Origin of the sequence: Chitinimonas viridis, from assembly GCF_030409555.1 — a bacterium.
In the GTDB taxonomy this organism is placed as follows: domain Bacteria; phylum Pseudomonadota; class Gammaproteobacteria; order Burkholderiales; family Chitinimonadaceae; genus Chitinimonas; species Chitinimonas viridis.
On record NZ_JAUFPU010000002.1, the window covers coordinates 128974 to 152332 of the forward strand.

The 23359-nt window shown below is 61.3% G+C and carries 25 protein-coding genes and 1 tRNA gene; 16 read left to right on the top strand and 10 right to left on the bottom strand.

All coding sequences use genetic code 11. The features are described 5' to 3' along the window. The first annotated feature begins 20 nt into the window (after positions 1-20). From cyaY to QWZ03_RS02120, 5 genes are all read left to right on the top strand, one after another. The gene (cyaY, locus tag QWZ03_RS02100; RefSeq protein WP_290331214.1) at positions 21-332 is read left to right on the top strand and encodes an iron donor protein CyaY; all 312 of its coding nucleotides are present in this window, start codon (positions 21-23) and stop codon (positions 330-332) included. After that, the gene (locus QWZ03_RS02105) at positions 333-773 is read left to right on the top strand and encodes a YqaA family protein (RefSeq protein WP_290331215.1); all 441 of its coding nucleotides are present in this window, start codon (positions 333-335) and stop codon (positions 771-773) included. It abuts the gene before it with no gap. A 422-nt stretch (positions 774-1195) separates the two neighbouring features. Beyond that, complete coding sequence (locus QWZ03_RS02110; protein WP_290331216.1) at positions 1196-2113, top strand: porin; 918 nt, start codon at positions 1196-1198, stop codon at positions 2111-2113. A gap of 132 nt (positions 2114-2245) precedes the next feature. Beyond that, the gene (gene mscL / locus QWZ03_RS02115) at positions 2246-2698 is read left to right on the top strand and encodes a large conductance mechanosensitive channel protein MscL (RefSeq protein WP_290331217.1); all 453 of its coding nucleotides are present in this window, start codon (positions 2246-2248) and stop codon (positions 2696-2698) included. Positions 2699-2704: 6 nt separating this feature from the next. Continuing rightward, complete coding sequence (locus QWZ03_RS02120; RefSeq protein WP_290331218.1) at positions 2705-3415, top strand: Type 1 glutamine amidotransferase-like domain-containing protein; 711 nt, start codon at positions 2705-2707, stop codon at positions 3413-3415. A gap of 58 nt (positions 3416-3473) precedes the next feature. Here QWZ03_RS02120 and QWZ03_RS02125 read toward each other — a convergent pair. Further along, positions 3474-3550: transfer RNA gene (locus tag QWZ03_RS02125), tRNA-Arg, on the bottom strand. 224 nt (positions 3551-3774) lie between these two features. On the opposite strand from QWZ03_RS02125, the gene QWZ03_RS02130 reads away from it, so the two are divergent. The 5 genes from QWZ03_RS02130 to ettA all read left to right on the top strand — a co-directional run bounded on the left by QWZ03_RS02130 (position 3775) and on the right by ettA (position 8723). Further along, positions 3775-4542, top strand: coding sequence for a c-type cytochrome (locus tag QWZ03_RS02130; RefSeq protein ID WP_290331219.1), 768 nt, complete (start codon positions 3775-3777; stop codon positions 4540-4542). A gap of 171 nt (positions 4543-4713) precedes the next feature. Continuing rightward, entirely contained in the window at positions 4714-4962 is a 249-nt protein-coding gene (locus QWZ03_RS02135) for a YfhL family 4Fe-4S dicluster ferredoxin (protein WP_290331220.1), read from the top strand. A gap of 129 nt (positions 4963-5091) precedes the next feature. Beyond that, on the top strand, positions 5092-5850 hold the full coding sequence (locus tag QWZ03_RS02140; protein WP_290331221.1) for a hypothetical protein: 759 nt from the start codon (positions 5092-5094) through the stop codon (positions 5848-5850). A gap of 28 nt (positions 5851-5878) precedes the next feature. After that, positions 5879-6643, top strand: coding sequence for a hypothetical protein (locus tag QWZ03_RS02145; protein WP_290331222.1), 765 nt, complete (start codon positions 5879-5881; stop codon positions 6641-6643). Positions 6644-7058: 415 nt separating this feature from the next. Then, positions 7059-8723, top strand: coding sequence for an energy-dependent translational throttle protein EttA (gene ettA, locus QWZ03_RS02150; RefSeq protein ID WP_290331223.1), 1665 nt, complete (start codon positions 7059-7061; stop codon positions 8721-8723). Between the two features lie 90 nt (positions 8724-8813). On the opposite strand, the gene QWZ03_RS02155 is transcribed toward ettA, so the two are convergent. Next, entirely contained in the window at positions 8814-9728 is a 915-nt protein-coding gene (locus QWZ03_RS02155) for a pseudouridine synthase (RefSeq protein WP_290331224.1), read from the bottom strand. Between the two features lie 132 nt (positions 9729-9860). Between QWZ03_RS02155 and QWZ03_RS02160 the strand changes: the two genes are divergently transcribed. Beyond that, a complete protein-coding gene (locus tag QWZ03_RS02160; RefSeq protein ID WP_290331225.1) occupies positions 9861-10625 on the top strand; it encodes a hypothetical protein in 765 nt (254 codons plus the stop codon). Then, complete coding sequence (locus tag QWZ03_RS02165) at positions 10622-10855, top strand: VF530 family protein (protein WP_308446967.1); 234 nt, start codon at positions 10622-10624, stop codon at positions 10853-10855. The genes QWZ03_RS02160 and QWZ03_RS02165 overlap by 4 nt, the downstream gene beginning before the upstream one ends. Before the next feature lie 65 nt (positions 10856-10920). Here the strand turns inward: QWZ03_RS02165 and QWZ03_RS02170 are convergent, their stop codons facing one another. Together QWZ03_RS02170 and QWZ03_RS02175 are read right to left on the bottom strand one after the other, a co-directional pair. Then, positions 10921-11760: a Tim44 domain-containing protein gene (locus tag QWZ03_RS02170; protein WP_290331226.1), complete on the bottom strand. Its 840-nt coding sequence runs from the start codon at positions 11758-11760 to the stop codon at positions 10921-10923. Positions 11761-11903: 143 nt separating this feature from the next. Then, positions 11904-12341 carry a DOPA 4,5-dioxygenase family protein gene (locus QWZ03_RS02175; RefSeq protein ID WP_290331227.1) on the bottom strand — a complete coding sequence of 146 codons (438 nt, stop codon included), beginning with the start codon at positions 12339-12341 and terminating at the stop codon, positions 11904-11906. A 94-nt stretch (positions 12342-12435) separates the two neighbouring features. On the opposite strand from QWZ03_RS02175, the gene QWZ03_RS02180 reads away from it, so the two are divergent. Next, a complete protein-coding gene (locus QWZ03_RS02180; protein ID WP_290331228.1) occupies positions 12436-13527 on the top strand; it encodes a threonine aldolase family protein in 1092 nt (363 codons plus the stop codon). 3 nt (positions 13528-13530) lie between these two features. Then, positions 13531-14178, top strand: coding sequence for an oxidoreductase (locus QWZ03_RS02185; RefSeq protein ID WP_290331229.1), 648 nt, complete (start codon positions 13531-13533; stop codon positions 14176-14178). Here the strand turns inward: QWZ03_RS02185 and QWZ03_RS02190 are convergent. Beyond that, positions 14175-14702, bottom strand: coding sequence for a Crp/Fnr family transcriptional regulator (locus tag QWZ03_RS02190; RefSeq protein WP_284194500.1), 528 nt, complete (start codon positions 14700-14702; stop codon positions 14175-14177). The genes QWZ03_RS02185 and QWZ03_RS02190 overlap by 4 nt on opposite strands. A gap of 243 nt (positions 14703-14945) precedes the next feature. Between QWZ03_RS02190 and QWZ03_RS02195 the strand changes: the two genes are divergently transcribed. Together QWZ03_RS02195 and QWZ03_RS02200 are read left to right on the top strand one after the other, a co-directional pair. Continuing rightward, positions 14946-16124 (top strand): PilT/PilU family type 4a pilus ATPase, encoded by a 1179-nt coding sequence (locus QWZ03_RS02195; protein ID WP_290331230.1) that lies wholly within the window; start codon positions 14946-14948, stop codon positions 16122-16124. Between the two features lie 604 nt (positions 16125-16728). After that, positions 16729-18279 carry a thioredoxin family protein gene (locus tag QWZ03_RS02200; RefSeq protein ID WP_290331231.1) on the top strand — a complete coding sequence of 517 codons (1551 nt, stop codon included), beginning with the start codon at positions 16729-16731 and terminating at the stop codon, positions 18277-18279. 64 nt (positions 18280-18343) lie between these two features. Here QWZ03_RS02200 and QWZ03_RS02205 read toward each other — a convergent pair whose 3' ends face one another. The 5 genes from QWZ03_RS02205 to QWZ03_RS02225 form a co-directional block, all read right to left on the bottom strand. Then, positions 18344-19507 carry an AAA family ATPase gene (locus tag QWZ03_RS02205; protein ID WP_290331232.1) on the bottom strand — a complete coding sequence of 388 codons (1164 nt, stop codon included), beginning with the start codon at positions 19505-19507 and terminating at the stop codon, positions 18344-18346. 81 nt (positions 19508-19588) lie between these two features. After that, positions 19589-20290, bottom strand: a complete 702-nt coding sequence (locus tag QWZ03_RS02210; RefSeq protein WP_290331233.1) for a DUF3592 domain-containing protein — start codon at positions 20288-20290, stop codon at positions 19589-19591. 208 nt (positions 20291-20498) lie between these two features. After that, positions 20499-21623 carry a sterol desaturase family protein gene (locus QWZ03_RS02215; RefSeq protein ID WP_290331234.1) on the bottom strand — a complete coding sequence of 375 codons (1125 nt, stop codon included), beginning with the start codon at positions 21621-21623 and terminating at the stop codon, positions 20499-20501. A 152-nt stretch (positions 21624-21775) separates the two neighbouring features. Then, the gene (locus tag QWZ03_RS02220; protein ID WP_290331235.1) at positions 21776-22282 is read right to left on the bottom strand and encodes a DUF1993 domain-containing protein; all 507 of its coding nucleotides are present in this window, start codon (positions 22280-22282) and stop codon (positions 21776-21778) included. A gap of 76 nt (positions 22283-22358) precedes the next feature. After that, a complete protein-coding gene (locus tag QWZ03_RS02225) occupies positions 22359-23342 on the bottom strand; it encodes a serine/threonine protein kinase (protein WP_290331236.1) in 984 nt (327 codons plus the stop codon). Positions 23343-23359 lie beyond the last annotated feature (17 nt).

Here is a 23359-nt window from a genome sequence, read left to right on the forward strand (position 1 = left end):
AACGCAAACCGGGCAAGCCAATGAACGAGAGTGAATTTCTCAACGCCAGCGACCAGATATTCGATCGGATAGAAAACGGCCTGGACGATGGCGAGTTCGATGTGGATCTCAACCGCAATGGCAATGTGCTGGAGATCGAATTCGATGATGGCGCCAAGATTGTGGTCAACCGTCACGCGGCCAATCAGGAAATCTGGCTGGCGGCCCGCTCCGGTGGCTTTCATTACCGCTATCAGGACGGCCACTGGCGCAGCACCCGCGATGAGGGCGAGCTGTTCACCCAATTGGCCGACATGGTACTGGCCCATGCCGCGCGCAGGCCACATTTCTAGGTGCTGGACTGGTTAGATCCCTTGCCGGCCAGCTACGGCCTGGCCGGTATCTTTATATCAGCCCTGCTGTCTGCCACCTTGCTGCCCGGCAATTCCGAACTGGCGCTACTGCTCTGGCTGCAAGCCAGGCCCGACACCGCCTGGAGCGCCCTGGCCGTGGCATCGCTGGGCAATACCCTGGGGAGCCTGACCAGCTTCTGGCTTGGCCTGCGACTGTCCCACAAGGGTAGTGATGCATTGACCGCCAAATTGTCGCCTCGCGCCCTGTGCTGGCTGCAGCGCCATGGCAGCACTTCCCTGTTGTTGGCCTGGCTACCCTTAATAGGCGACGCACTCTGCCTGGCAGCGGGCTGGCTGCGCCTTCCCCCGATGCGCAGCGCTCTTTACATTCTGCTGGGCAAGACACTGCGTTATCTGCTGATCGTTCTACCCTTCATATAAAACCCAGCCAAATGCGTTGTTCACGATACCCATATTGCTTAATAAATATAAGCCCACGGGCCAGCCAAGCAGGCTGATGAGAGCGCAAAACTGTTCATTTTTTAGGCAACTTCTTTAACCGCGAGTGCCACAGCCTTATGTTGGGCGCAAATCCCGCAGACAGGATTTCCCCAATAGCCGGGTTTTGTGTTGCATTGCCGCAACCTAGGAATAATTCACAACATCACCAACAAACCCATATAAATCAATACATTAAATGTTGTGCATCATCAAACAGCGATAAACCCATTCTGCCAGCCTTGATAGCACCGCATTGCTTACACAAGTGCGTGCCGCCTATCATTCGCCCGTAATGTATTCGCTTCGCAAGTAGCGAGCATCTTTTGCAACACCGTTTTTCCAACCTTGATAAGGAAGACGCAATGAACAAGAAATTCATCGCTCTGGCCGTTGCCGCTGCTGTGGCCGCCCCTGCAGCCCTGGCTGCCGACAACGAAGTGGTTTTGTATGGTCAAGTCAACCTGGGCCTGAACATCACCACCGCTGGTACCGACCAACTGAAGGTCTCCAACATTTCCTCGCGCATCGGCTTCAAGGGTCAAGAAGACCTGGGCGGCGGCATGAAGGCCTTCTTCAAAGTCGAAACCGGCATTGGCCCGGACAGCGCCCCCGCCAGCAGCTTCGGTTCGCGCGAAGCCTGGGTTGGCCTGAAGGGTGACTTCGGCAGCGTGGGTCTGGGTCGCGGCAAGACCCCCTACACCCTGGCTACCGAAGAACTGGACCCCTTCTACTTCAACGAGTCGCTGGGCCTGACCAACACTTCGATGAGCAACTACCGCGCCAGCAACTCGATCCGTTACGACGGCGAGTTCGGCCCGATCAGCGTTGCCGTGAACAACAGCTTCGGTGAAGACAAGACCGCTGGCAAGAACGCCTCGAACGAAGTCAGCGCCTCGCTGAAGTACTCCGGCCAAGGTTTTGCTGTGTTTGGCGCTCTGAACAACAACAAGCCCAGCGGCGTGAAGGCCAACAAGGCCTACATGGTTGGCGCTTCGGCCAACATCGGCGATCTGAACCTGGGCGGTGCCGTGCAACACACCGACGACGCTGCTGGCAAGAACGATGATGTTCTGCTGCTGGTCGGCTACGCCATGGGCAATGCTTCGGTCCAACTGGGCGGCATCATTTATGACGAAGATCGCAACACCAAGGATCAAGTGACCGCTGGCTTCTACTACAGCCTGTCCAAGCGCACCACCATCCTGACCGAGTACACCAACAACTACGTTGGTACCAAGAACGACAACAGCTTCATCGTCGGCTTGGCCCACTCGTTCTAAGCACTCACGTGCTGGCATGAGCAAACAGGCAGCCTAGGCTGCCTGTTTTCATTTCCACCATCGTCACCCACCGCGCTTGACGCCAGAACGCTGCCTCGCCTAGGGTAAGCACTTCAACACCGAGGGATCACCATGCTCAAGGAATTCAAGGAATTTGCCATGCGTGGCAATGTCGTCGATTTGGCCGTTGGCGTCATTATCGGCGGCGCCTTTGGCAAAATCGTCGATTCACTGGTCAAAGACGTGATCATGCCCCCCATAGGCTATGTGCTGGGCAATGTCGATTTTTCCAACCTGTTTATCCTGCTGAAAGAGGGCACCAAGGCCGCCGGCCCCTATGAGTCGCTCAAGGCCGCACAGGATGCCGGTGCAGTGACCGTCAATCTGGGCGTCTTCTTCAACGCTGTCATCAGCTTCACTATCGTCGCCTTTGCTGTCTTCCTGCTGATACGCACCCTCAACAAACTCAAGCGCGAAGAGGTGCCCGCGCCTGCAGAGGCCAGCAGCAAGGAATGCAGCTACTGCTACAGCGCCATTCCACTCAAGGCAACGCGCTGCCCCTGCTGCACCTCGCAACTGGGTTGATGCTGGATGGCAAGGCAGTTGATCGTGCTGGGCGGCGGTGGTTTTTCCATGGAGCCATCCCCACTACTGGATCAGTACTTCCTGGCGGCCACCGGAAAGGCACAGCCGCGTATCTGCTTTCTGCCCACGGCCAGCGGCGATGCCGACAGCTACCAACTGAAGTTCTATCGCGCCCATGCTGGCTACCCCTGCGTCGCCAGCCACCTATCCCTGTTCCAGCCCCACACGGCAGACCTGCAGAGCTTTCTGCTTGCGCAGGACGCCATCTTCGTAGGTGGCGGCAATACGCTATCCATGCTGGCCCTATGGCGCACCTGGGGAGTCGATATCCTGCTGCGGCGCGCCTATGAGCAAGGCACGGTCATAGGCGGGATCAGCGCCGGCATGATCTGCTGGTTCCAGCAGGGGCTGACAGATTCTATCCCCGGCCCGCTGACTGCACTGCAAGGCCTGGGCTGGTTACCGGGTGGCGCCTGTCCGCATTACGATGGCGAGGCCTTGCGTCGTCCCACCCTGCAGGACAAGGTAGCCAGCGGCAGCATGCCCGACAGCTGGGCAGCCGATGACGGTGCCGCGCTGCACTTCATTGACGAGCAATTTCACACGGCCGTGTCATCACGCCCCCTGGCACAAGCATGGCGCCTGCAGCGGAAAGCCGATGGCAGCCTGCAAGAGATCGCCCTGCCCACTCGCTACCTGGGGGGCATGCAGGCCTAGAATAGGGCGTGCAGAAAACAGAAAAGCCAGCATTTAGCTGGCTTTTTGCTGTATCTGTTGGCGCGCCCGCCTGGGATCGAACCAGGGACCTTCAGCTTCGGAAACTGACACTCTATCCAACTGAGCTACGGACGCACGCTGAGAGGCCGGCAAGAATAGCGGTTTTGGCGTTCAGCGTCCAGCCGGCAGAAGTGGGTACAGCGTATTTTTTCCCGCACTGATCTCCGCCAGAGCGCGGCAATGCTGTGGCATGCCGCCGACGGTGCAGCGCCAGGATTGGTGAGCGGCCACAATCCCCGCTATAATCGCGGGGTTTTTCCCGTACTGGTTTAATACAGCGCATAAAAAAGGATGGCAGCATGAGCGAAGCGCACGCCGGAGAAAATTTCTCGGCAAAGTCCCTGATCATCATTGTCCTGCTGTCGATTGTCGGCCTGGTCTTGTTCCTGGTCCTGATCGCCAAGCTGGCCAACAGTGGCATGCAGGTTGATGCTGGCGGTCCGACCATGACCAACGAAGCGGTGATCGCACGCATACAGCCTGTCGGTGTTGCCAAGCTGGACGAATCCGGCCCACCCGGCAGCCGTAACGGCAAAGCGGTATATGAAAATGTGTGCCTGTCCTGCCACGGTGCAGGTTTGGCTGGTGCCCCCAAGTTTGCCGATACCGCCGCCTGGGCGCCACGTATCGCCCAAGGTTTTGCCAAGCTGGTCGAGCATGCCAACAAGGGCCTGGGCGCCATGCCTGCCAAGGGCGGTGCGGCCGACCTGACCGATGATGAAGTAGCGCGCGCTGTTGCCTATATGGGCAATGCCGTTGGCGGCAAGTTCACTGAGCCCGCGATTGCTGGCGCAGGCGCCGTGGCCGCGGGCGGTAAGGTAGACCCTGCCACCAAGGGCAAGGAAATCTATAGCAGCGTCTGCATGGCCTGCCATGATGCGGGTGTTGCCGGCGCGCCCAAGATCGGCGACAAGGCCGCCTGGGCGCCCCGCTTGAAGGACGGCAGCGAAGCCGCCATCAAGATTGCGACTGCGGGCAAGGGCGCCATGCCCGCCAAGGGTGGCTATAGTGGTTCCGATGAGGAATTCCACGCGGCAGCCGAGTACCTGATCAACGCGTCCAAGTAAGCAAGGACGTTGTGCATAGAGCGGCGCACCTGCGGGTGCGCCGCTTTGCATTTGCCGACCCGATGCATAACCGACTGTCGGCCAGGAATTTACTTAAAGAAACAGGCTCTAATGTCTGTCATGGGGGCAGTGATACAATCCGCCCCCGACTGCCCTATCCGAGACCCTACCATGGCACTGATGATTACCGATGAATGCATCAACTGCGATGTATGCGAGCCGGAATGCCCCAACCATGCCATTTCGCAAGGGGTGGAGATCTATGAGATCAACCCTGACCTGTGCACGGAATGCGTGGGACACTTCGACGAGCCGCAGTGCCAGCAAGTCTGCCCGGTAGACTGCATCCCGTTGGACCCAGACCGCAAGGAAAGCCAGGAAGCGCTGCAGCAGAAGTACCTGCTGATCACCCAGGCCTGATTGCCGCCAGGGTAGCGCCAGGGGCCATGCAGCCCCACCGGATGCCGTGCTTGATACAGCCCCCTAGGGGCTGTAATGCATTGATGGCCCAAGGTTTGCTTCCTGTATAGGAAAATACAGGAGGAAATCATGGTCAGTCCTATAGCAGCCCCCCCTGCCAACCAACCGCCTGCCAACCGACCACCAGTCGCCCCGCCAGCGCAGCACCAAGGCTTTGCCGGCGAGCTGGCCGGCCAACTTGCCACCCAGGCCAGCAGGCTGGGCAGTCTCAGCCTGCCAGACCCCGCCCAAGCCGCAGCCGACCTGACTGCCACCCTGCCCGCCAAGCTGCGCCAGTACGGTATACGGGTGCCGCCCGACCTACGGATGGAAGGCGGCGCCAAAGGCATAGTGCTGCGCGATGACCATCGCGCTGCAGCCTTCCACGCCATGCTGGAGGCCGAGCACCAACTGGCCAATCAGATCAGCCTGGTACTGTCGGGCGCGGAAGTCACCCGTGCCGGAGCCTTTGCCGCCGCAGCCCAGCATTTCACGGACAACGCCAAGGATCCGCGCCATGCCAAGGCCGTTGTCGAGCGCTACCGCCGCGATCACCCAGCCCCGCCCCTGTCGGTCAGCTACAACGGTTTCAAGGTCGAGACCGCCGAGCAGGGGCCGGAAGGCTGGCGCCCCGTCAAGACCGAAGCCGAGTTTGCCTGGGAACTGGCCGAGGCCGCCCAGCGCTATGCCAAGGATGAAGAAGCCTTGTTCAATAGCCTGATGGCGGCGGTCTCCAGCAAAGCCGGTACTTCCGCCACCGCCACCGACGACCAAGCCAGCGAAGACACGACAGACGCCGATGACAATAGTCTGGTGCCCATTGAATCCCGCAGCGCGGCAGCACCATGACCTTGCGGCAATTATGTGAGCTGACGTAATGCAGCCGCCCTATATCCACCCTGTTGCCAACTCGCCCGGCGCGGACAAGCACCAGCCCTACCCCCTGCTCAGTCGAGAACCCGCACCTGGATTTGAGGCCTGGCTGGGCCAGGCCATGGCCGCCCATCCAGCCGTGCCGGACCCAGCCTTGCAGCATGGCCCCGCCGACTATGGGCTGTGGGGTGTGTCACCCGACAGTGACGGACGTCTGGACCTGGAAGAGGTCGCTGCCAATCTGCGTGCCACCCTGCCCGCACTGGCCGGCAACCTCGGCAAGGTTTGCCGCACTAGCGGCATCGGTCTACCGCCCCCGCTCCGCCTGCTGGCCGGCATTGCCACCCAGCCCAGCCTGCCTTTTGATCGGCGTGAGGCCGCCATACAGCAATTATTCGATGACTGGCCCGCCCTGGCGCACCAGTACCGCCGTCTGGCCGCGGGCTTTGGCTTTATCCGCTGCAGCGATGCCCTGCGGGCCTATCAGCGCGTCATTGGGCGGCTGGGGCCAGGCCGCCTGGCACATGGCCTGGCACCCCAGGGCGATGCCCACGCTACGCCGCAGCTGGCCCTGGTTTTCGATGGCAACCGCATCTGGCCGGAAGAAGCGCAGGGCGAACGCTGGCGCCCCCTGGCCGGGCTGGAGCAGCTGACACGTGAACTACTTGAGGGAGCCAGCCCAGCCACCGTGCGGGAACCCCAGCGCCCGCTAAACCAGGTACTGGACCCCGCCGATGCGCTGCTCCGGGCCGCCCGCCAACGCAGCTGACTGTAAGAGCCTGTTCAAAGTCTTTTCGCCATGTCGCTGATCTGGAAAATGGCCAGGCACAAGGCGTGGTGCGCAGGCAATAACAAGTTATTGCCAAGCGCCACAACGCAGTGAATGGCCGTTTTCCAGCTCAGCCCTTCGGGTTCGCAGCCTTGCCGGCGAACGGCACGGCGAAAAGGCTATGAACAGGCTCTAAGCGCCTGGCATGAACGCAAGGGATGGCCGGTCGGCGATGGACAGAGCAGCAGCCGGACGTCAGCGCAGCCTGGATTCCTAGACTATCCCCTGCCCGCGCGCTGGATGAGCCTCAATCGTTCAACGAATTAAGTTCATGACCAGCGCTAAGTCAGCGCGGCCTTGCCATGGGTTTGCTAGAATTGCGCCACTTTCTGCATAGCACCCAACTGGATTCCTCATGGCCCAATATGTAATGTCCATGCTCCGCGTGAGCAAGGTCGTACCGCCCAAGCGGCAAATCATCAAGGACATCTCCCTCAGCTTCTTCCCTGGCGCCAAGATAGGCCTGCTGGGCCTGAATGGCTCGGGCAAGTCCACCGTGCTCAAGATCATGGCGGGCGCGGACAAGGAATTCGAGGGCGAAGTACAACACCTGCCTGGCATCAAGATCGGCTACCTGGCCCAGGAACCGCTGCTGGACGCGACCAAGACCGTGCGCGAAGAGGTGGAATCCGGCATGGGCGAGATCTTCGAGGCCAAGCAAAGGCTGGAGGCCGTCTATGCCGCCTATGCCGAGCCGGATGCCGACTTCGACAAGCTGGCCGAAGAGCAGGCCCGTTGCGAGGCCATACTTTCGACAGCCGGCCAGGATCTCGAAACCCAGATGGAGATCGCCGCCGACGCCCTGCGCCTGCCGCCCTGGGATGCCAATATCGACAAGCTGTCCGGTGGCGAAAAACGCCGCGTGGCGCTGTGCAAGCTGCTGATGTCCAAGCCCGACATGCTGCTGCTGGATGAACCGACCAACCACCTTGATGCCGAGTCGGTGGATTGGCTGGAGCAGTTCCTGGTGCGCTTCCCCGGCACCGTAGTGGCCGTTACCCATGATCGCTATTTCCTCGACAATGCTGCCGAGTGGATACTGGAATTGGACCGTGGCCACGGCATTCCCTGGAAAGGCAACTACTCCAGCTGGCTGGAGCAGAAAGAAGCGCGCCTCAAGCAGGAAGAGTCGCAGGAATCGGCCCGCCAGAAGGCCCTGAACAAGGAACTGGAATGGGTACGGCAGAATCCCAAGGCGCGCCAAGCCAAGTCCAAGGCCCGTATCGCCCGCTTTGAAGAGCTGAACTCGCAGGAATACCAGAAGCGCAACGAAACCCAGGAAATCTTCATCCCCATCGCCGAACGCCTGGGCAATGAAGTGATCGAGTTCGAGAACGTCAGCAAGGCCTTCGGTGATCGCCTGCTGATCGATGACCTGAGCTTCAAGGTGCCGCCTGGTGCCATCGTCGGCATCATCGGCCCCAACGGTGCCGGTAAATCCACTCTGTTCCGCATGCTGGCAGGGCAGGAACAGCCCGATAGCGGTAGCGTGAAGATCGGCCCTACCGTCAAGATGGCCTATGTGGACCAGAGCCGTGGCGCCCTGGGCAACGACAAGACCGTGTTCGATGAAGTGGCTGAAGGCCGCGACATCCTGCAGGTCGGCAAGTACGAAACCCCTAGCCGCGCCTATCTGGGCCGCTTCAACTTCAAGGGTGGCGATCAGCAGAAGATTGTCGGCAACCTGTCCGGCGGCGAACGCGGCCGCCTGCACCTGGCCAAGACACTCATCGCTGGCGGCAATGTCCTGCTGCTCGATGAACCGTCCAACGATCTCGACGTGGAAACCCTGCGCGCACTGGAAGACGCCCTGCTGGAATTCGCCGGCTCGGTCATGGTGATCTCGCACGACCGCTGGTTCCTGGATCGTATTGCCACCCATATCCTGGCTTGCGAAGGCGATTCCAAGTGGACCTTCTTCGACGGCAACTACCAGGAATACGAAGCCGACAAGAAACGCAGGCTGGGTGAGGAAGGCGCCAAGCCCAAGCGCATACGCTACAAGCCCATCAGCCGCTGATCGGCCGTACCACGTGAACAGACCAACACCCCGCCACAAGCGGGGTGTTGGTTTTTCAGTGCACGACGCCAGCCAAGGCAGCCACGCGGCTCAAACAGTAGCCGGCTGTGGCTTGTCCTCAGTCAGGCTGCGAATGCTACGGTAACTATGGTGACGCCCATCATAGGGATCCACGAATCGAATCTCCCGCGCCAGCAGCTTGAGCGGCTGGCTGAAATCATCTCCCTTGCCCTCGGTCAGCACTGGATACCACGGGTCATGCAGTATGGGTATGCCCAGGGCCGCCATATGCGCCCGCAACTGGTGCTTCTTGCCGGTATGGGGTTCAAGCCGGTAGTGGCCCAGTTCCCCCAGGCGCCCAATCAGGCTGATGCGGGTTTCGCTATTGGCGTCGCCCTCCACCTCGCGCATGGCAAAGAAGCCCTCGCCCTCCTCCAGCCTGCTGCGATGCACCCTGGGCAGTGCCAGATCAGGGCGGAATGGCGCGATGGCCTCGTAGACCTTTTCCACCTGCCGGGCCTCGAATAACTTCTGATAGGCGCCACGGCTGGGAGGGTGCAGGCAGAACAGCATCACCCCGGCGGTTTCCCGGTCTAGCCTATGTACCGGAGTCAGCTCGGGGAGGTCCAGCTTGTCGCGCAATCGGGTCAGCAGGGTTTCGCGCAGATGGCGGCCAGCCGGGATGGCCGATAGGAAATGTGGCTTGTCCACCACCAGCAGGCGCGCGTCGCGATGCAGGATCACCTCCTCGAAGGGGACAGGTGTCTCCGCAGGTACTTCGCGGTAATACCAGATACGGCTACCGGGCCGGTAGGCGCTACTGCATGCCAGTGCCTTGCCCGCCTCATCCACCAGCTCCCCCCGCTCCAGGCGCCCACGCAGCACGGTTTCCGCCACATGCGGAAAACGCTGCACCAGAAAGCTGAGCAAGTCCGGCCACTGCCCGGCAGGCAGCCAGAGATAGCTGGGGGCCACTCCATCGCGTAAGGGTAAAGGCGCTTTCAAGTATTGCTTCCTCGCTGAAGAAGGCGGCAGTCTAACCGGCAAACCCAAATGCGCAAGTAGCCCGCCGCACGCCCAGGGCAGGTAAAATGCCCAGCCAAATCAGATTCATGCATTCCAGCAAGAGGACTTACCATGCCGATACTCGGCCTAGGGCTGCACTTCATCGTCGCCCTGTACTTCGGCATCCATGCCGTACGCAACCGTCAGAACATGTACTGGCTGATGATACTGTTCATGTTCCCGCTACTGGGCAGCATTGTTTACTTCTTCGCCATCTACCTGCCGGAACTGCGCTACAGCCGTGGTGGCCGGGTTGCCAAAAAAGTCATCAAGCAGCTGGTCGACCCCAACCGCGAGCTGCGCGAGGCCCGCCAGGCATTCGACCTGACACCTACACTGGACAAGCGCCTGCGGCTGGCAGCCGCCCTGATGGAGACGGGTGCCGTAGCCGAGGCACTGCAGCACTATCAGGAGGCCGCCCAAGGCCCCTTTGCCCGTGATCCTGCCGTACTGGCAGGCCTGGCCCGCGCCCAGTTCGACAATGCGCTATATGCGCCGGCGGCCGCCAGCCTGCAAACCCTGTTCGAGGCCCAGCCCGACAGCCGCCGCCAACCTGCCCCAGCCTTGCTGCATGCGCGTACGCTGGCCGCACTAGGCCAGGAATCGGCTCGCGATGCCTTTGAAGCAGCCCTAGTCGTGGCTAGCGACCCGGAACCCAAGTGCCGCTACGCAGACTGGCTGAGCGGCCATGACCATCCCGCCGACCAAGCGCGTGCCAGCCATCTCTATCAGGAAATCGTACAAGACAGCCGGCACTGGCACAGCCATGCCAAGTCGCTGAACAAGCAATGGCTGCAGCAGGCACAGGCCGCACTCAACCAAGGCAAGAGCTCATGACACAAGCCAACAACCCCGGCCACGGCATCACTCTGGAAGCCATGCTGAACGCGCTGGTCGCACACTATGGCTGGGAGGAGCTGGGACGCAGGATTGCCATACGCTGCTTTCTGGTCGATCCCAATATCAAGTCCAGCCTGACCTTTTTGCGCCGCACCCCGTGGGCGCGAGAGAAGGTCGAGACGCTGTATGCAAAGTACGCCCGCAGCCAGCCCAAGCCCACGGCCTAGCGTCAGCTAGCCAAAAAAATGGGGAGCGTTCAGCTCCCCATTTTTTATGGCTTACTATCCTCTGATCAGCTGTTCTGCTGTATACCCGCCACTACCCAGCCCTGACGGCCATCGTTGTTGCGGCTGAGGTGCCAGGTTTCATCGAAGCGCTCGGCAGCGCCATCCTGGCTCTCACGAATCAGACCATAAAAACGCACGCTGGCGATATCGCGGCGGCCTTCCTGGGCGTAATCGATCACATCGGCATTCACTTCCACCACATCGGTGTGGTTGGCGGCACCCTTGCGCTCGCTGATCTGCAGCTTGATCTCGGCGAACATCTCCGGCGAGGTGAACTCGCGGATATCGTCCAGATCGGCTGCATCATAAGCGGCCTGCAGGCGGACGAAGTTCAGCTTGGCCACACGGACAAAGGCTTCGCGATCAAAGTCGGCCGGCATACTGCTGCTGGGTGTCACGCTGGCGTATTGCTGCTGGCCCTGGAAAGCCATAGGCGCCGGGATGGGCGCTGCAGCGCCGGCTGCGCCAGCAAACTGCGCAGGGGTGGCCGTAGCTGGACGCATGCGTCGCATCAGGAAGCGGATGACAAAGAAGGCCACTGCAGCCAGCAACAGAATCATGGCGAAGTTGGCCATGCCTTCACCCATGCCCAGGTGGGAGAACAGTGCCGCCAGACCCAGGCCTGCTGCCAGGCCGGCAATCGGGCCCATCCAGTTGCGCTTGGGGGTGGTCGGCGCAGCTTGCTGTCCCTGACCTTGGCGCTGGGGTGTTGCGTCCTTCTGTGGCGCCGTATTGCGCTGCATGCCGGACGAACGGCCGCCGCCAAAGCGCTTGGCCTCGGCTTCCGGTACCAGCACGGTAAAGCTCACAAAGAATGCGAACAGGGCTACCAATAGTGACTTCATTTCGCTGCAAACTCCTCGACTAGATTGAGTGACCACGCCCAGCGTGGCGAGAAGGAATGATACCCGTCCTCATACCAAGATGGTGGCGCAATGCCGATTGGACAAGTCAGACCGTATCCTGAACCGATAAGTTCAGCCCCGACTTAATTCTCCTGCGACGGTGCAGTGTTGATCACGACCGGTCTTGGCGCCGACTGCCCTTGTGCCTGCAACGATACGGCCAGGTTGTCTGTCCGCAAGGCCAGTGGCCCACCCAACCACAAGGTGTGGTCCACATGGTCAGCCAGTTCAGCATCGGTGTTGGGGTGCACCAGCACCGGCAACCCCAAGCGGTTCAGCATCAACCAGGGCACCAGGCTGCCGAACAAGGCCTGTTCGAAGCCGATTTCATACTGGGCGCAGGGATGCGGCCCCACGGCCTGCTCAAACAAACACCCCATATCCACCGCGAAACGCTGCGCCACCCGTTCACGCAGCAGCAAGGCCTGCTCACGCGTGGCGGCGTCGTAATACACATGGGCGTGGTAGTGGAATATCGTTGTCAGTACCTGCACAGGCGCAGGCTTGAGGGTGGTGGACATGTGCGTATCACGATAACAAGGCTGCCCGATTGTCGCACGACAGTGCGGGTCGAAATCAGGCAAACTGCCAGCTTCGCACCCTGGCCCGCCACCCATGCCCTTGACGCCCGACGAACGCAAGCTGCTGCAACAGCAATGTCGCCACCACATCAACGGATTCCATAGCCCCAGCCCGGCCGAGCAGTTCCGCGCGCTGGCAGACTGGTGCGAGGCCCACCAGGTAGAGCACGACAACTACGGCAGCGGTGAACTGATCGAGCACTTCGAGCAGAAGATTGCCGGCCTGCTGGGCAAGCCCGCGGCCGTCTTCATGCCCAGCGGCGTGATGGCACAGTTGATCGCCGCCCAGATATGGGCAGAACAGGCCGGCCTGCCGCGTATCGGCCTGCACCCGACCAGCCACCTGGCCCTGCACGAGGAACAAGCCCATGCCGCCTTGCTAAGGCTGCATGCCGTACCGGTAGGCGACCGCCTGCGCCCCATGACCGCAGCCGACTTGGCTGACGTAAAGCAAGCCCTGGCCTGTCTGCTGGTAGAGCTACCCATACGCGAGGCCGGTGGCCAGCTACCGGCCTGGGATGAGTTGATGGCACTGCAGGCCCTGGCCCGGCAGCGGCAGTTGCCGCTGCATATGGATGGCGCCCGCCTGTGGGAAAGCCGTGCCTACTATGGCAAAAGCTATGCCGATATCGCAGCCGGCTTCGATTCGGTCTATGTCTCTACCTATAAAGGCTTGGGTGGCATAGCCGGTGCCGTACTGGCCGGTGATGCAGGTTTCGTGGCGCAGGCCAGGCTATGGCAGCGTCGCCTGGGCGGCACCCTGGTGCACCAGAGCCCCATGATAGCCTCGGCCGCCATGCAGTTGGATGCCAGGCTGGCCCTGATGGATGCCCTCTACCAACGGACATGCTCGTTGGCACAGGGGCTGGCAGGCTTGCCTGGCCTGCGGGTGAACCCTGCCACGCCGCATACCAATATGCTGCATCTGTACTTTGATGCCGAACCCGAAGTCCTGCAGGACAGGCGCGATGCCATCGCCAAGGACAGCGGTATCTGGCTGGTCAACCGCATGCGTCCCACCGACGTGCCAGGCTGGAGCTATACCGAGCTGTATGTGGGCGATCGCCTGCTGGAGATCGACAACGCGACACTGATTCCCCTGTTTGCCCAACTCGCGCAAGGCTGAACCATGCAGCAAACCACCCTGATTGCAGGTGCCACCGGCCTGATAGGCCGCCATCTGGCAAAGTTGCTGGCGCACGACCCGACCTATGGCCAGGTGCATGCCCTGGTGCGCCGCCCCACTGGGCTCACCGAGGGCAAGCTGGTCGAAATGCTGGTGGACTATGAACAATTGGATGCCATCACGCTGCCCCGGATCGACACCGTGTTTTGCGCCCTGGGCACCACCATCAAGACCGCCGGTACGCAAGCTGCCTTCCGCCGGGTTGACCTGGACTACGTCCTGGCCATAGCCCGCCTGGCGCGCGAGCGGGGCGCACAGCATTGCTTGGTGGTCAGTTCACTGGGAGCCAATGCCGGCTCACGGGTCTTCTACAACCGGGTTAAAGGGGAGATGGAAGCCGGCTTGCAAGCCCTGGGCTACCCCAGGCTCAGCCTGTTCCGTCCTTCGGTGCTGATAGGCGAGCGGCCCGAGTTCCGCCTGGGCGAGAAGATTGCCGCCAGCCTGGGCGGCTTGCTGCCATCCCGCCTCAAGCCCATAGCCGGTGCGGATGTCGCCTTGGCCATGCATGCCTGTGCCAAGCAGCTTGGCACGGGCGTACGCATCATCGAATCGGCCGAGATACGGCAATTGGCGCGGCAGCAACCGGGCTAGGCTGCCGCCATTTTCTCGACCAGCTTGGCGCTGGTAAGCCGTAGGCGATGGCTAACCAAGGCCGTCAGGCGCATCAGCAGCAAGGACCCCAGCTTGGGGTGTTCATCCAGCAGGTCCAGCAGGGATCGGCGGCTCAACACTGCGATCAAGGTATTGGTGGCGGCCACGCAGCTGGCAAACCGGGGCTCGCCGTCTATCAAGGACATCTCCCCTATCAGCCGTCCCGGCATCACCATGGCAATCTGATGCTGGCTGCCGTCCTCGTGCGACTTCACTACGCTCACGGCCCCCGACAGTATCAGCAGGGCAAAGTCGCTGCGCTCCCCTTCCTTCAGCAATCGCTTGCCGGCCGAGACCCGGTATATCTGCATGTAGTCCGCCAGTATTTCGATGGCGGCGACATCAAAAATCTTCAGCAGGGTGGATTGCCCGAACTCATTGCGCAGTTCGGCCAGATACTCGTTGCCGGCCCCCGCCAACTCGTAGTCATTGGCTGGGACGGTGGGCGATACGCGGTTCACCATGGCGTTGGTCTCCTTGAGGCAACACAGGCTCTTACAGGCGGCAGCCATGCGGCTTGTAGTCAGGCCGCAGATTCACTATAGCCATTGAAGGTCCCATCACGTCGAATGCCCCCACCCAGCCCCGTACCTGTGTTGTGGCGGCAACAACGGATGCGGCCATTCCGGAACCTTGGCCGCACGGCAACAACCATGCGCCGAGAATCCTCACCTGCCCTAACGTTCGCGCCGGCCCGAGGCTATGCCATGACCCCTGAACTCGCCCAAAAATACATGCACGACCTGCTGCGGGCCATGCTGACCAAGAACGCCTCCGACCTGTTCATCTCGGACGACTTTCCGCCCGCCATGAAGATCAACGGCAAGATGACCCCAGTCGGCGGCCAGAAGCTCACCGGTGTGCATAGCCGCGCCCTGGCCTACGCCATCATGAATGAGGCGCAGCGCAGCGAGTTCGAGCGCGAGCAGGAATGCAACTTCGCCATTGCGCCGCCCGATATCGGCCGCTTCCGGGTCAATGTGTTTGTGCAGCAGGAACAGGTGGGCATGGTGCTACGGACCATCACCACCAAGATACCGAACTTCGACGAGATGGGGCTGCCCCCCATACTCAAGGACGTGATGATGTCCAAGCGTGGCCTGATACTGCTGATAGGCGGTACCGGCTCGGGCAAGTCCACCACCCTTGCCGCCATGATCGACTACCGCAATGAAAATAGTTTCGGCCACATCATCACCATCGAGGATCCAGTCGAGTATGTGCACAAGGCCAAGAACTCCCTGATTACCCACCGCGAGGTGGGGCGCGATACCAAGGGCTGGTTCGCTGCGCTCAAGAACACCTTGCGCCAGGCGCCTGATGTCATCCTGATCGGTGAGATACGCGACCGCGAAACCATGGAATACGCCATGGCCTTTGCCGAAACCGGCCACCTGGCCATGGGCACGCTGCATGCCAACTCCTCCAATCAGGCCATAGAGCGCATCATCAACTTCTTCCCGGAGGAGAGGCACCCGCAGCTGTATATGGATCTGTCGCTGAACATGAAGGGCTTTGTCTCGCAGCGGCTGATTCCCACCCGCGATGGCAAGGGTCGGGTGGCGGCCATCGAGATCATGCTCAACACCCCCCTGGTGGCCGACCTGATCTTCAAGGGCGACGTAGGCGGTATCAAGGCCGTCATGGCCAAGTCCAAGGAATTGGGGATGCAGACCTTCGACCAGGCCCTTTTCGACCTGTATGAGAACGGCAAGATCACCATGGAGGAAGCGTTGCGCAACGCCGATTCCGTCAACGAGCTACGGCTCAAGATCAAGCTGGAGAGCAAGGCCAACGACGGTGGCAAGGTCACCGATGGGCTGGATCACCTGAGCCTGGTGGCAGAGCAAGCGCCAGAGGACGACGATGGGCTGGCTGTCGTTTGAGTACCTTGTGGGGCTAACACGCGGTACAGGTTCACTACCCTTGGTACAGGCCCCCGGGAAACCCGGGTGCTTACCTTATGGGCAAGCTCAAGCAGCGGCACTCCCTTGATTGAGCCCCACCCCTACCCCCGCCCGCCGGCGGGGAACCTCGCTACGCTCGAGGGCGCCTGCGATGAACTCACAAGCGCTACAGGGTCGCTACCCTTGGTACAGCCCCCCGGGGAAACCTGGGTGCTTACCGTATGAGGCAGCTCAAGCAGTGGCACCCCCTTGATTGAGCCCCACCCCTACCCCCGCCCGCCGGCGGGGAACCTCGCTACGCTCGAGGGCGCCTGCGATGAACTCACAAGCGCTACAGGGTCACTACCCTTGGTACAGGCTCCCGGGAAACCCGGGTGCTTACCGTATGAGGCAGCTCAAGCAGTGGCACCCCCTTGATTGAGCCCCACCCCTACCCCCGCTCGCAGGCCATCGCCCATTGAGCCCACTCATGCCCCCAAGTTGTGACTTGCAACCCACGAATCAGCCCTAGGCACGGCGTAGCGTTTATTCCTGGCGGAAACATAGGTAGGATTGCATCACACCATTCTGCATAAGGACGCCCATGAAGCGCCGCCTCACCCTGATCGCTGCCCTGTTGATCGCTGGCAGCAGTGCCTACGCCGCCACACCGCCCGCCAACGCCGATCACAAGCTGCCTCCCGGCATCGCCTGGCAGCAGGGTGATGTCACCGCCGCCTTTGCCCAGGCGCGTGCTACCGGCAAGCCGCTGTTTCTGTACTGGGGTGCGGTATGGTGCCCGCCTTGCAATCAGGTCAAGGCCACCATCTTCAACCAGCAGGCCTTTATCGATCGCACCCGTCAGTTCATCCCGGTCTACCTTGATGGCGACCAACCCGGGGCGCAAAAGCTGGGTGCGCAGTACAAGGTTCGCGGCTACCCCACCATGATACTGTTCAAGCCTGACGGCACCGAGATCACCCGTCTGCCAGGCGAGGTGGACTTCGAGCGGTATCTGAATACGCTGGAGATGGCCCTGGGCAATGCACGGCCGGTCAAGCAGACCCTGGCCGCCGCACTCAAGGGAAGCAAGCTGGGCAGTGATGACTGGAAGCTGCTGGCCGATTACTCCTGGGATACTGACCAGGCGCAGCTGATCGCAGAAGACAAATTGCCCGCCACCTTGCTCAAGCTGGCGCAATCCGTCCCTGCCAGTGAAGGCCCCACTGCCGCCCGCCTGCAGCTCAAGGCCCTGGCGGCAGCAGCCAACGCCGAGAAGGCCCCACCTATCGACAAGGCTGCCGCGTTGCTGGCGCTGAACAAGGTATTGGCCGACCCCAAGCAGTCACGCGCCAACTTTGATGTGCTGGTGAACTACGCAGGCGAGATCATTGAGCTGCTCACGGCAAGCGGCACGCCCGAGCAAGCCACACTCCTGGCCAGCTGGAACAAATCGCTGCAAAGCCTGGCCGGCGATGCCAGCCTGTCGGCCAATGACAAGCTGGGCGCCGTGACGGCCCAGGTTGCGCTGGCCCGCCTGCTCAGCCCCAAGGGTAACCTGCCCGAGCCACTGCTGAGCGAGGTGAAGAAGCGCGTAGCCCAGGCCGATGCCGGCACCACCAATGGCTATGAGCGCCAGGCGGTCATCAACACGGCGGCCTATACCCTGAGCAGCGCCGGTCTGCTGGATGACTCGGACAAGCTACTGAACGCCGAACTCAAGCGTTCGCACTCACCCTATTACTTCATGCTAAGCCTGGCCAGCAATGCCAAGAAGCGTGGAGACAAGGCCACGGCGGTGGATTGGTATGAAAAGGCCTACAACGCCTCAGAAGGCCCGGCTACCCGTCTGCAATGGGGTGTCAGCTACGTCAGCGGCCTGGTCGAACTGGCTCCCCAGGACGAAGTGCGGATAGAAAAAGCCGCCACCAGCATCCTGACCGAGGTAGCCGGCACCAAGAACGCTTTCTATGAGCGCAACCGTCGCTCACTGGAGAAGCTGGTCGGTAAGATCCATGCCTGGAACAAGGACCAAGCCCACCAGGCCAGTGTCAAACGGGTATTGACACAGCTGGAAGGGATCTGCGGCAAACTGCCGGGCAAGGATCCGCAAAAAGCTGTCTGCCATGGCCTGCTCAAGCCTGCCAAGGCTTGATAGGCTGCCTGGTTTGCCGGCTGTACGGACAGCAGGCAAACCGGCCCCTCCTCAGGTGCTCCCCCTATTTGGCCGCCCATTGCCAGGGCGGCCTTTCCAGTTCATGCAGGCCACACACCTGGGTTTCCCCAAGTGACTTCTCCAGGGCAATGGACTGGCAGCCGGCCTGGCGCTCCAAGGTGGCGATCAGGCGGCTGGCATGCGTGACCACGATGATCTGCGAGTGCTTGGCCGCCTTGGCGATCAGGCGTCCGAGCGCGGGCAGCAGGTCGGGATGCAGGCTGGATTCAGGCTCGTTGAGCACCAGCAGCGCTGACGGTCTGGGCGTCAACAGCGCCGCCACCCACAGCAGATAACGCAGGGTGCCATCCGATAGCTCGGCCATGCGCAGGGGCCGCAGCAGGCCATGCTGCTGCATGCTTAGCTCGAATCGGCTGTCGTGATTGCCCACCGAGATGGTCGCGCCGGGAAAAGCATCATCCACCGCTTGCGCCAGCCCCTCGGCATCTCCTATCTCCAATATGGTCTGCATGGCCGCTGCCAGATCACGACCATCGTCACTCAGGACCGGGGTATGCGTCCCTATCTGCGGAATCCGCGCCGGTGCATCGGCATCGGTACGAAAATGGTCATAGAAGCGCCAGCCCCGCACCTGTTCCCGCAATTGCAGCATTTCAGGCGCATGGCGTGGGTCGGCCAGCTGCATCAGCATGCTGTCGAAGCTGGAGAGCTGGGTGCTGATGACCTGCCAGTTGCCGGATTCATCCTTGGACCGGACCAAGGCCCCCTGCCTGTCCACCCACTGCGACGCCCGCCGCAGAAACGGCCCGGTCCATATCTGCTCGCTCTTGATTTCAGGGTCCAGCCTGAAGGCGGTATCGCGCGGTATGGGCAGGCCTAGCTCTATCAGGTAGCCCAGGTTCTCTCCGGCAAAGCCCAACCGCAGCCGGATGGGATCCTTGCGTACTGTCCCCTCTACGGCCTGATCCCCCTGCCGCATGGCACGGGTAATGGTCTCCGGCCCAGCCCACAAGGTCGATTGCAAGCCCCCCTCCCGCGCCAGTGCCGGTATCACACGCCCCTGTGCCGTTTCGGCCAACAGGCGCAGGGCACGATAGATGCTGGATTTGCCGCTGCCATTGGCGCCGGTGATCACATTCAACGGCCCTAGCGGCAACACCAGGTTGCGCAGGGAGCGATAGTTGGAGATGGCTAGCGTAGTCAGCATGCGATGCGATAGGCAGGAGGAGGAAGGGATGGTAGTGGATCGCAGCAACCCTCGCCTAGTTCCATGGCGCAGCCGCAATGCTCAACGCCGCATGCCTACCCTAAGCCCATTTAGTGCCAGCATCACCGGCAAGGTGCACAACAATGCCCAGACCGGGTGGTCATCCCGCCAGAGCAGCCAGGCCAGCAGCAACCATAGCGGTGCCGTCGCCAGCAAACCCAGCACCAGGGGCCACGATACCTGCCCCGGCGGCAGCACCCAGGCCGGCCCCTTGTGCAGCATGGCACGCAACAATACAGCCCCCGGTAGGCCAAACATGGCGGACCCCAGCAAGGTCAGGCCGAACTCCAGCCAGCGTATATCGGCTACGACAACAGATTCAGTGGGCCGCGCAGGGTTGACCAGCACGGTGATGGGGCTGCCCGCCGGCCCCAGGCGCGCAGCAATGCGCTCGCGAAACCCGTCGTCCAGATTGTCGCTGACCAGGCTGAAGCTGATACGGCTGCCACCATAGTCCCGCCCCTGCCAGCGATAGCGGTAGCTGCCTTCCAGCCGATATAGATCTGCCCTGCCGGTTCTACCCTCGGCCTTGATGTAGTCGAGCGCCTGCAAGACCCCCGGTACGGGTTGCCAGTGCTGGGCCCGTAGATGCTGGACGATGGGATAGAACGACACCCCCAATGCAGCCAGCCCCAACAAGACAAAGCAGCAGGACATCAGGATGCCGGGCGCCATTCCGCGCCAGAAACGCTGCCACCAGGAACGCTTGAGGGTTTGTGCCATATGCCAGCCTAGCCAACCTGTCTAGCTGAAGCATAGTGGGTGAAAGGCGATACAGCCGGATAGGTCGCATGGTGCCAACAACCGCAGGCAATGCTGGCGGTACCGAGGGCGGAGTGCGCGCAATCAGGGATGAGCCTGCTGCTTAAGGCTGCCCTGGCGCCTGCTCCAACCCGCCCACTCACGAATGAATTGAGTTGATATAAGGCGCTCAACCTTTCCAGGTAAAGGGAAACTTGAACTGCTGCCAGAAGCCGTTGGGTACGTAATCTCCGAGCACACCATACTCGCTGGGCCAGGGCCGGTCGCTCTTGACCGCCGTGCCGAACAGGTAGTCGATAAAGGCAAAATGCGCTGCATAGTTGCGATCCAGCGCTTCCTGATCCTGGCTGTGGTGCCAGTGATGGAAGTTGGGCGTGACGATCAGATAACGCAGCGGCCCCAGCCGCACACTGACATTGGCGTGGTTGAACACCGCCTGGAAGCCCACGATGACGATATAGGCGTCGATGACCTCCTTGCTGAAGCCCAGCACAAAGATGGGGCCCAGCACCAGCGTGCGGGTGATCAGCAGCTCCAGTATGTGCTGGCGCGATCCCGCCAGCCAGTCCATGCTCTTGACGCTGTGGTGTACCGCATGCAGGCGCCAGAGCCAGGGGACTTCATGGTAGGCGCGGTGGGTCCAGTACTGCATCAGATCGGCCACCAGCACGATCAGGAACAGCTCGACCACGAAGGGCAGATCCTTGACGGCATCCTGTACCGTGCTGAAGGTAGCCCAGCCAAACAGCTTGTGTACCAGCAGGTTGGTGGCCAGCAGCACAAAGCCCACCACCATGTGGTTGACGATGAAATGGTGAAAATCCGTCTGCCACTCAGGCCGGAACACCGGCTGGTCGCGCCGCAGCGGGAACAGCTTCTCGATAAAGATGAAGATCAGGCTGGAGCCCAGCAGATCGAGAATGAACCAGTCCAGACCGATATAGGGCGTGTGGTCGGCAAAGTCCCTGACCGGTACCTTGTGACCACCCAGCAAGGCGGTAAGCACCACAAAGCCAAAGGCCCAGGCAGAGAGCCAGCGCACCCGGCCCAACACGATGTTGGCCAGCGATATCCCGCCTGCTACCACCATGGCCCAGAACATGATCTGCCGTATGGTGCCCACATCGTAGTTCTGGCGTAGTTCGGGGGTGGTGAGGTAGGCAGGGAAGTGGAAGGCCAGCACGCCCAGGAAACACAGTATGCCCAGGCACAGGGCCACGACACCGGATACTAGGCCACGGCCCTTTTGTAGCTGCCCGTGGGATTCAGCCAACTGGTTGATATGTTTTAGCATGGCCGCGACTATGCCAAAACCGGCTACGTCTGGAAACGGTAGCAATGACGATCACCGGGCAAACCCGGTGATTGCTCCGCCCCGGCTCTGTCGTTCCCGCAGGCGGCAGACCACGCAGGCTGGGTACCGGAGGGTGCCCAGCCAGCTATTTGTCAGTACGATCCCAGGTAGTCTGGCTTACCGATCTCTACGCCGTTATGGCGCAGGATGGCGTAGGTGGTGGTGACGTGAAAATAGAAATTGGGCAGCACGAAGTTCAGCAGATAGGCCTGCCCGGCAAACTGAGCCTCGCGGCCACGTAGTTTGAGGGTAACCAGCTTTTCTTCGGTGCCATCGATCTGCGCTGCACTGACGCTTTGCAAAAAGGCCACGGTCTTGGCTATCCGCGCCTGTAGTTCGTCGATGGTGGTCTCGGTGTCTTCGAACACCGGAATATCAATGCCGGCCAGACGCGCCGCACAGCCCTTGGCGCCATCGGTGGCGATCTGTATCTGTCTCGCCAGCGGGAACATATCGGGTGCCAGGCGGCTGTTGACCAGGACACTGGGGTCGAACTGCTTTGCTTCTGCGTGCTTGGCCCCCTTGTCCAGTATCGCTGACAGATTGCCCAGCATGCGGATAAAGACGGGGATAGACGCTTGGTACATGGACAGGCTCACGGCAAGGCTCCGGTGGGTGGGTAAGAGTCAGCTAGCCAGTAAGTGGCGCCGGATGCTCAAACATCAAGCCCACCGTTCAAACAGGCCATAGCGGCGGTTCTTCCATCTGCGCTACCTGTTCGCGCAACTCCAGCATGCGCTGGCTCCAGTAGTGCGCCGTGCCAAACCAGGGAAAGGCCGCAGGAAAGGCCGGGTCGTCCCAGCGGCGGGCCAGCCAGGCACTGTAGTGCAGCAGGCGCAAGGTACGCAGTGCCTCGATCAGATGCAGCTCGCGCTGGTTGAAGTCACAAAAGTCTTCATAACCCGCCAGTACGTCGGCCAGTTGCCTGACTTGATCCTGTCGCTCGCCCGACAGCAACATCCAGAGATCCTGTATGGCCGGGCCCATGCGGGCGTCGTCAAAGTCCACAAAATGCGGGCCGGCGTCGGTCCACAGGATATTGCCGGCGTGGCAATCGCCATGCAGGCGCAGGCTTGCCACTGCCCCAGCCCTATCGTAACAGCGGCGCACGCCATCCAGCGCCTGGCGGGTCAGCGCCTGGTAATCCTCGCGCAAGTCTTGCGGAATGAAATCGCTGGCCAGCAACCAGGCCACGGATTCATCACCAAAGCTGGCGATATCCACTGTCGGCCGGCTTGTAAAAGGCCGGGTCGCGCCCATGGCATGGATACGCCCCATGAACCGGCCTATCCACTCGAGCACGGCCGCATCATCCAGCTCTGGCGTACGGCCACCACGACGGGGAAACACGGCAAAGCGAAAACCCGCATGATGGTGCAGGGTCTGGCCATTGATCTGCATGGGCGCTACTACCGGAATCTCCTCGGCTGCCAGCGCTGCCACGAAGTCATGTTCTTCGATGATCTGGGCGTCGGTCCAGCGGGCTGGCCGGTAGAACTTCACCACCAGCGGCGGCGCATCGTCCATGCCCAGTTGGTAGACACGGTTCTCATAGCTATTGAGCGCCAGCAGGCTGCCACTGGCAGGCAGGCCCAGATTCTCCACCGCCGTCAGCAGGCAATCGGGAGTCAGGGTTTCGTAAGGAGGGGGTAGCGACATACCGCCATTGTACGCAG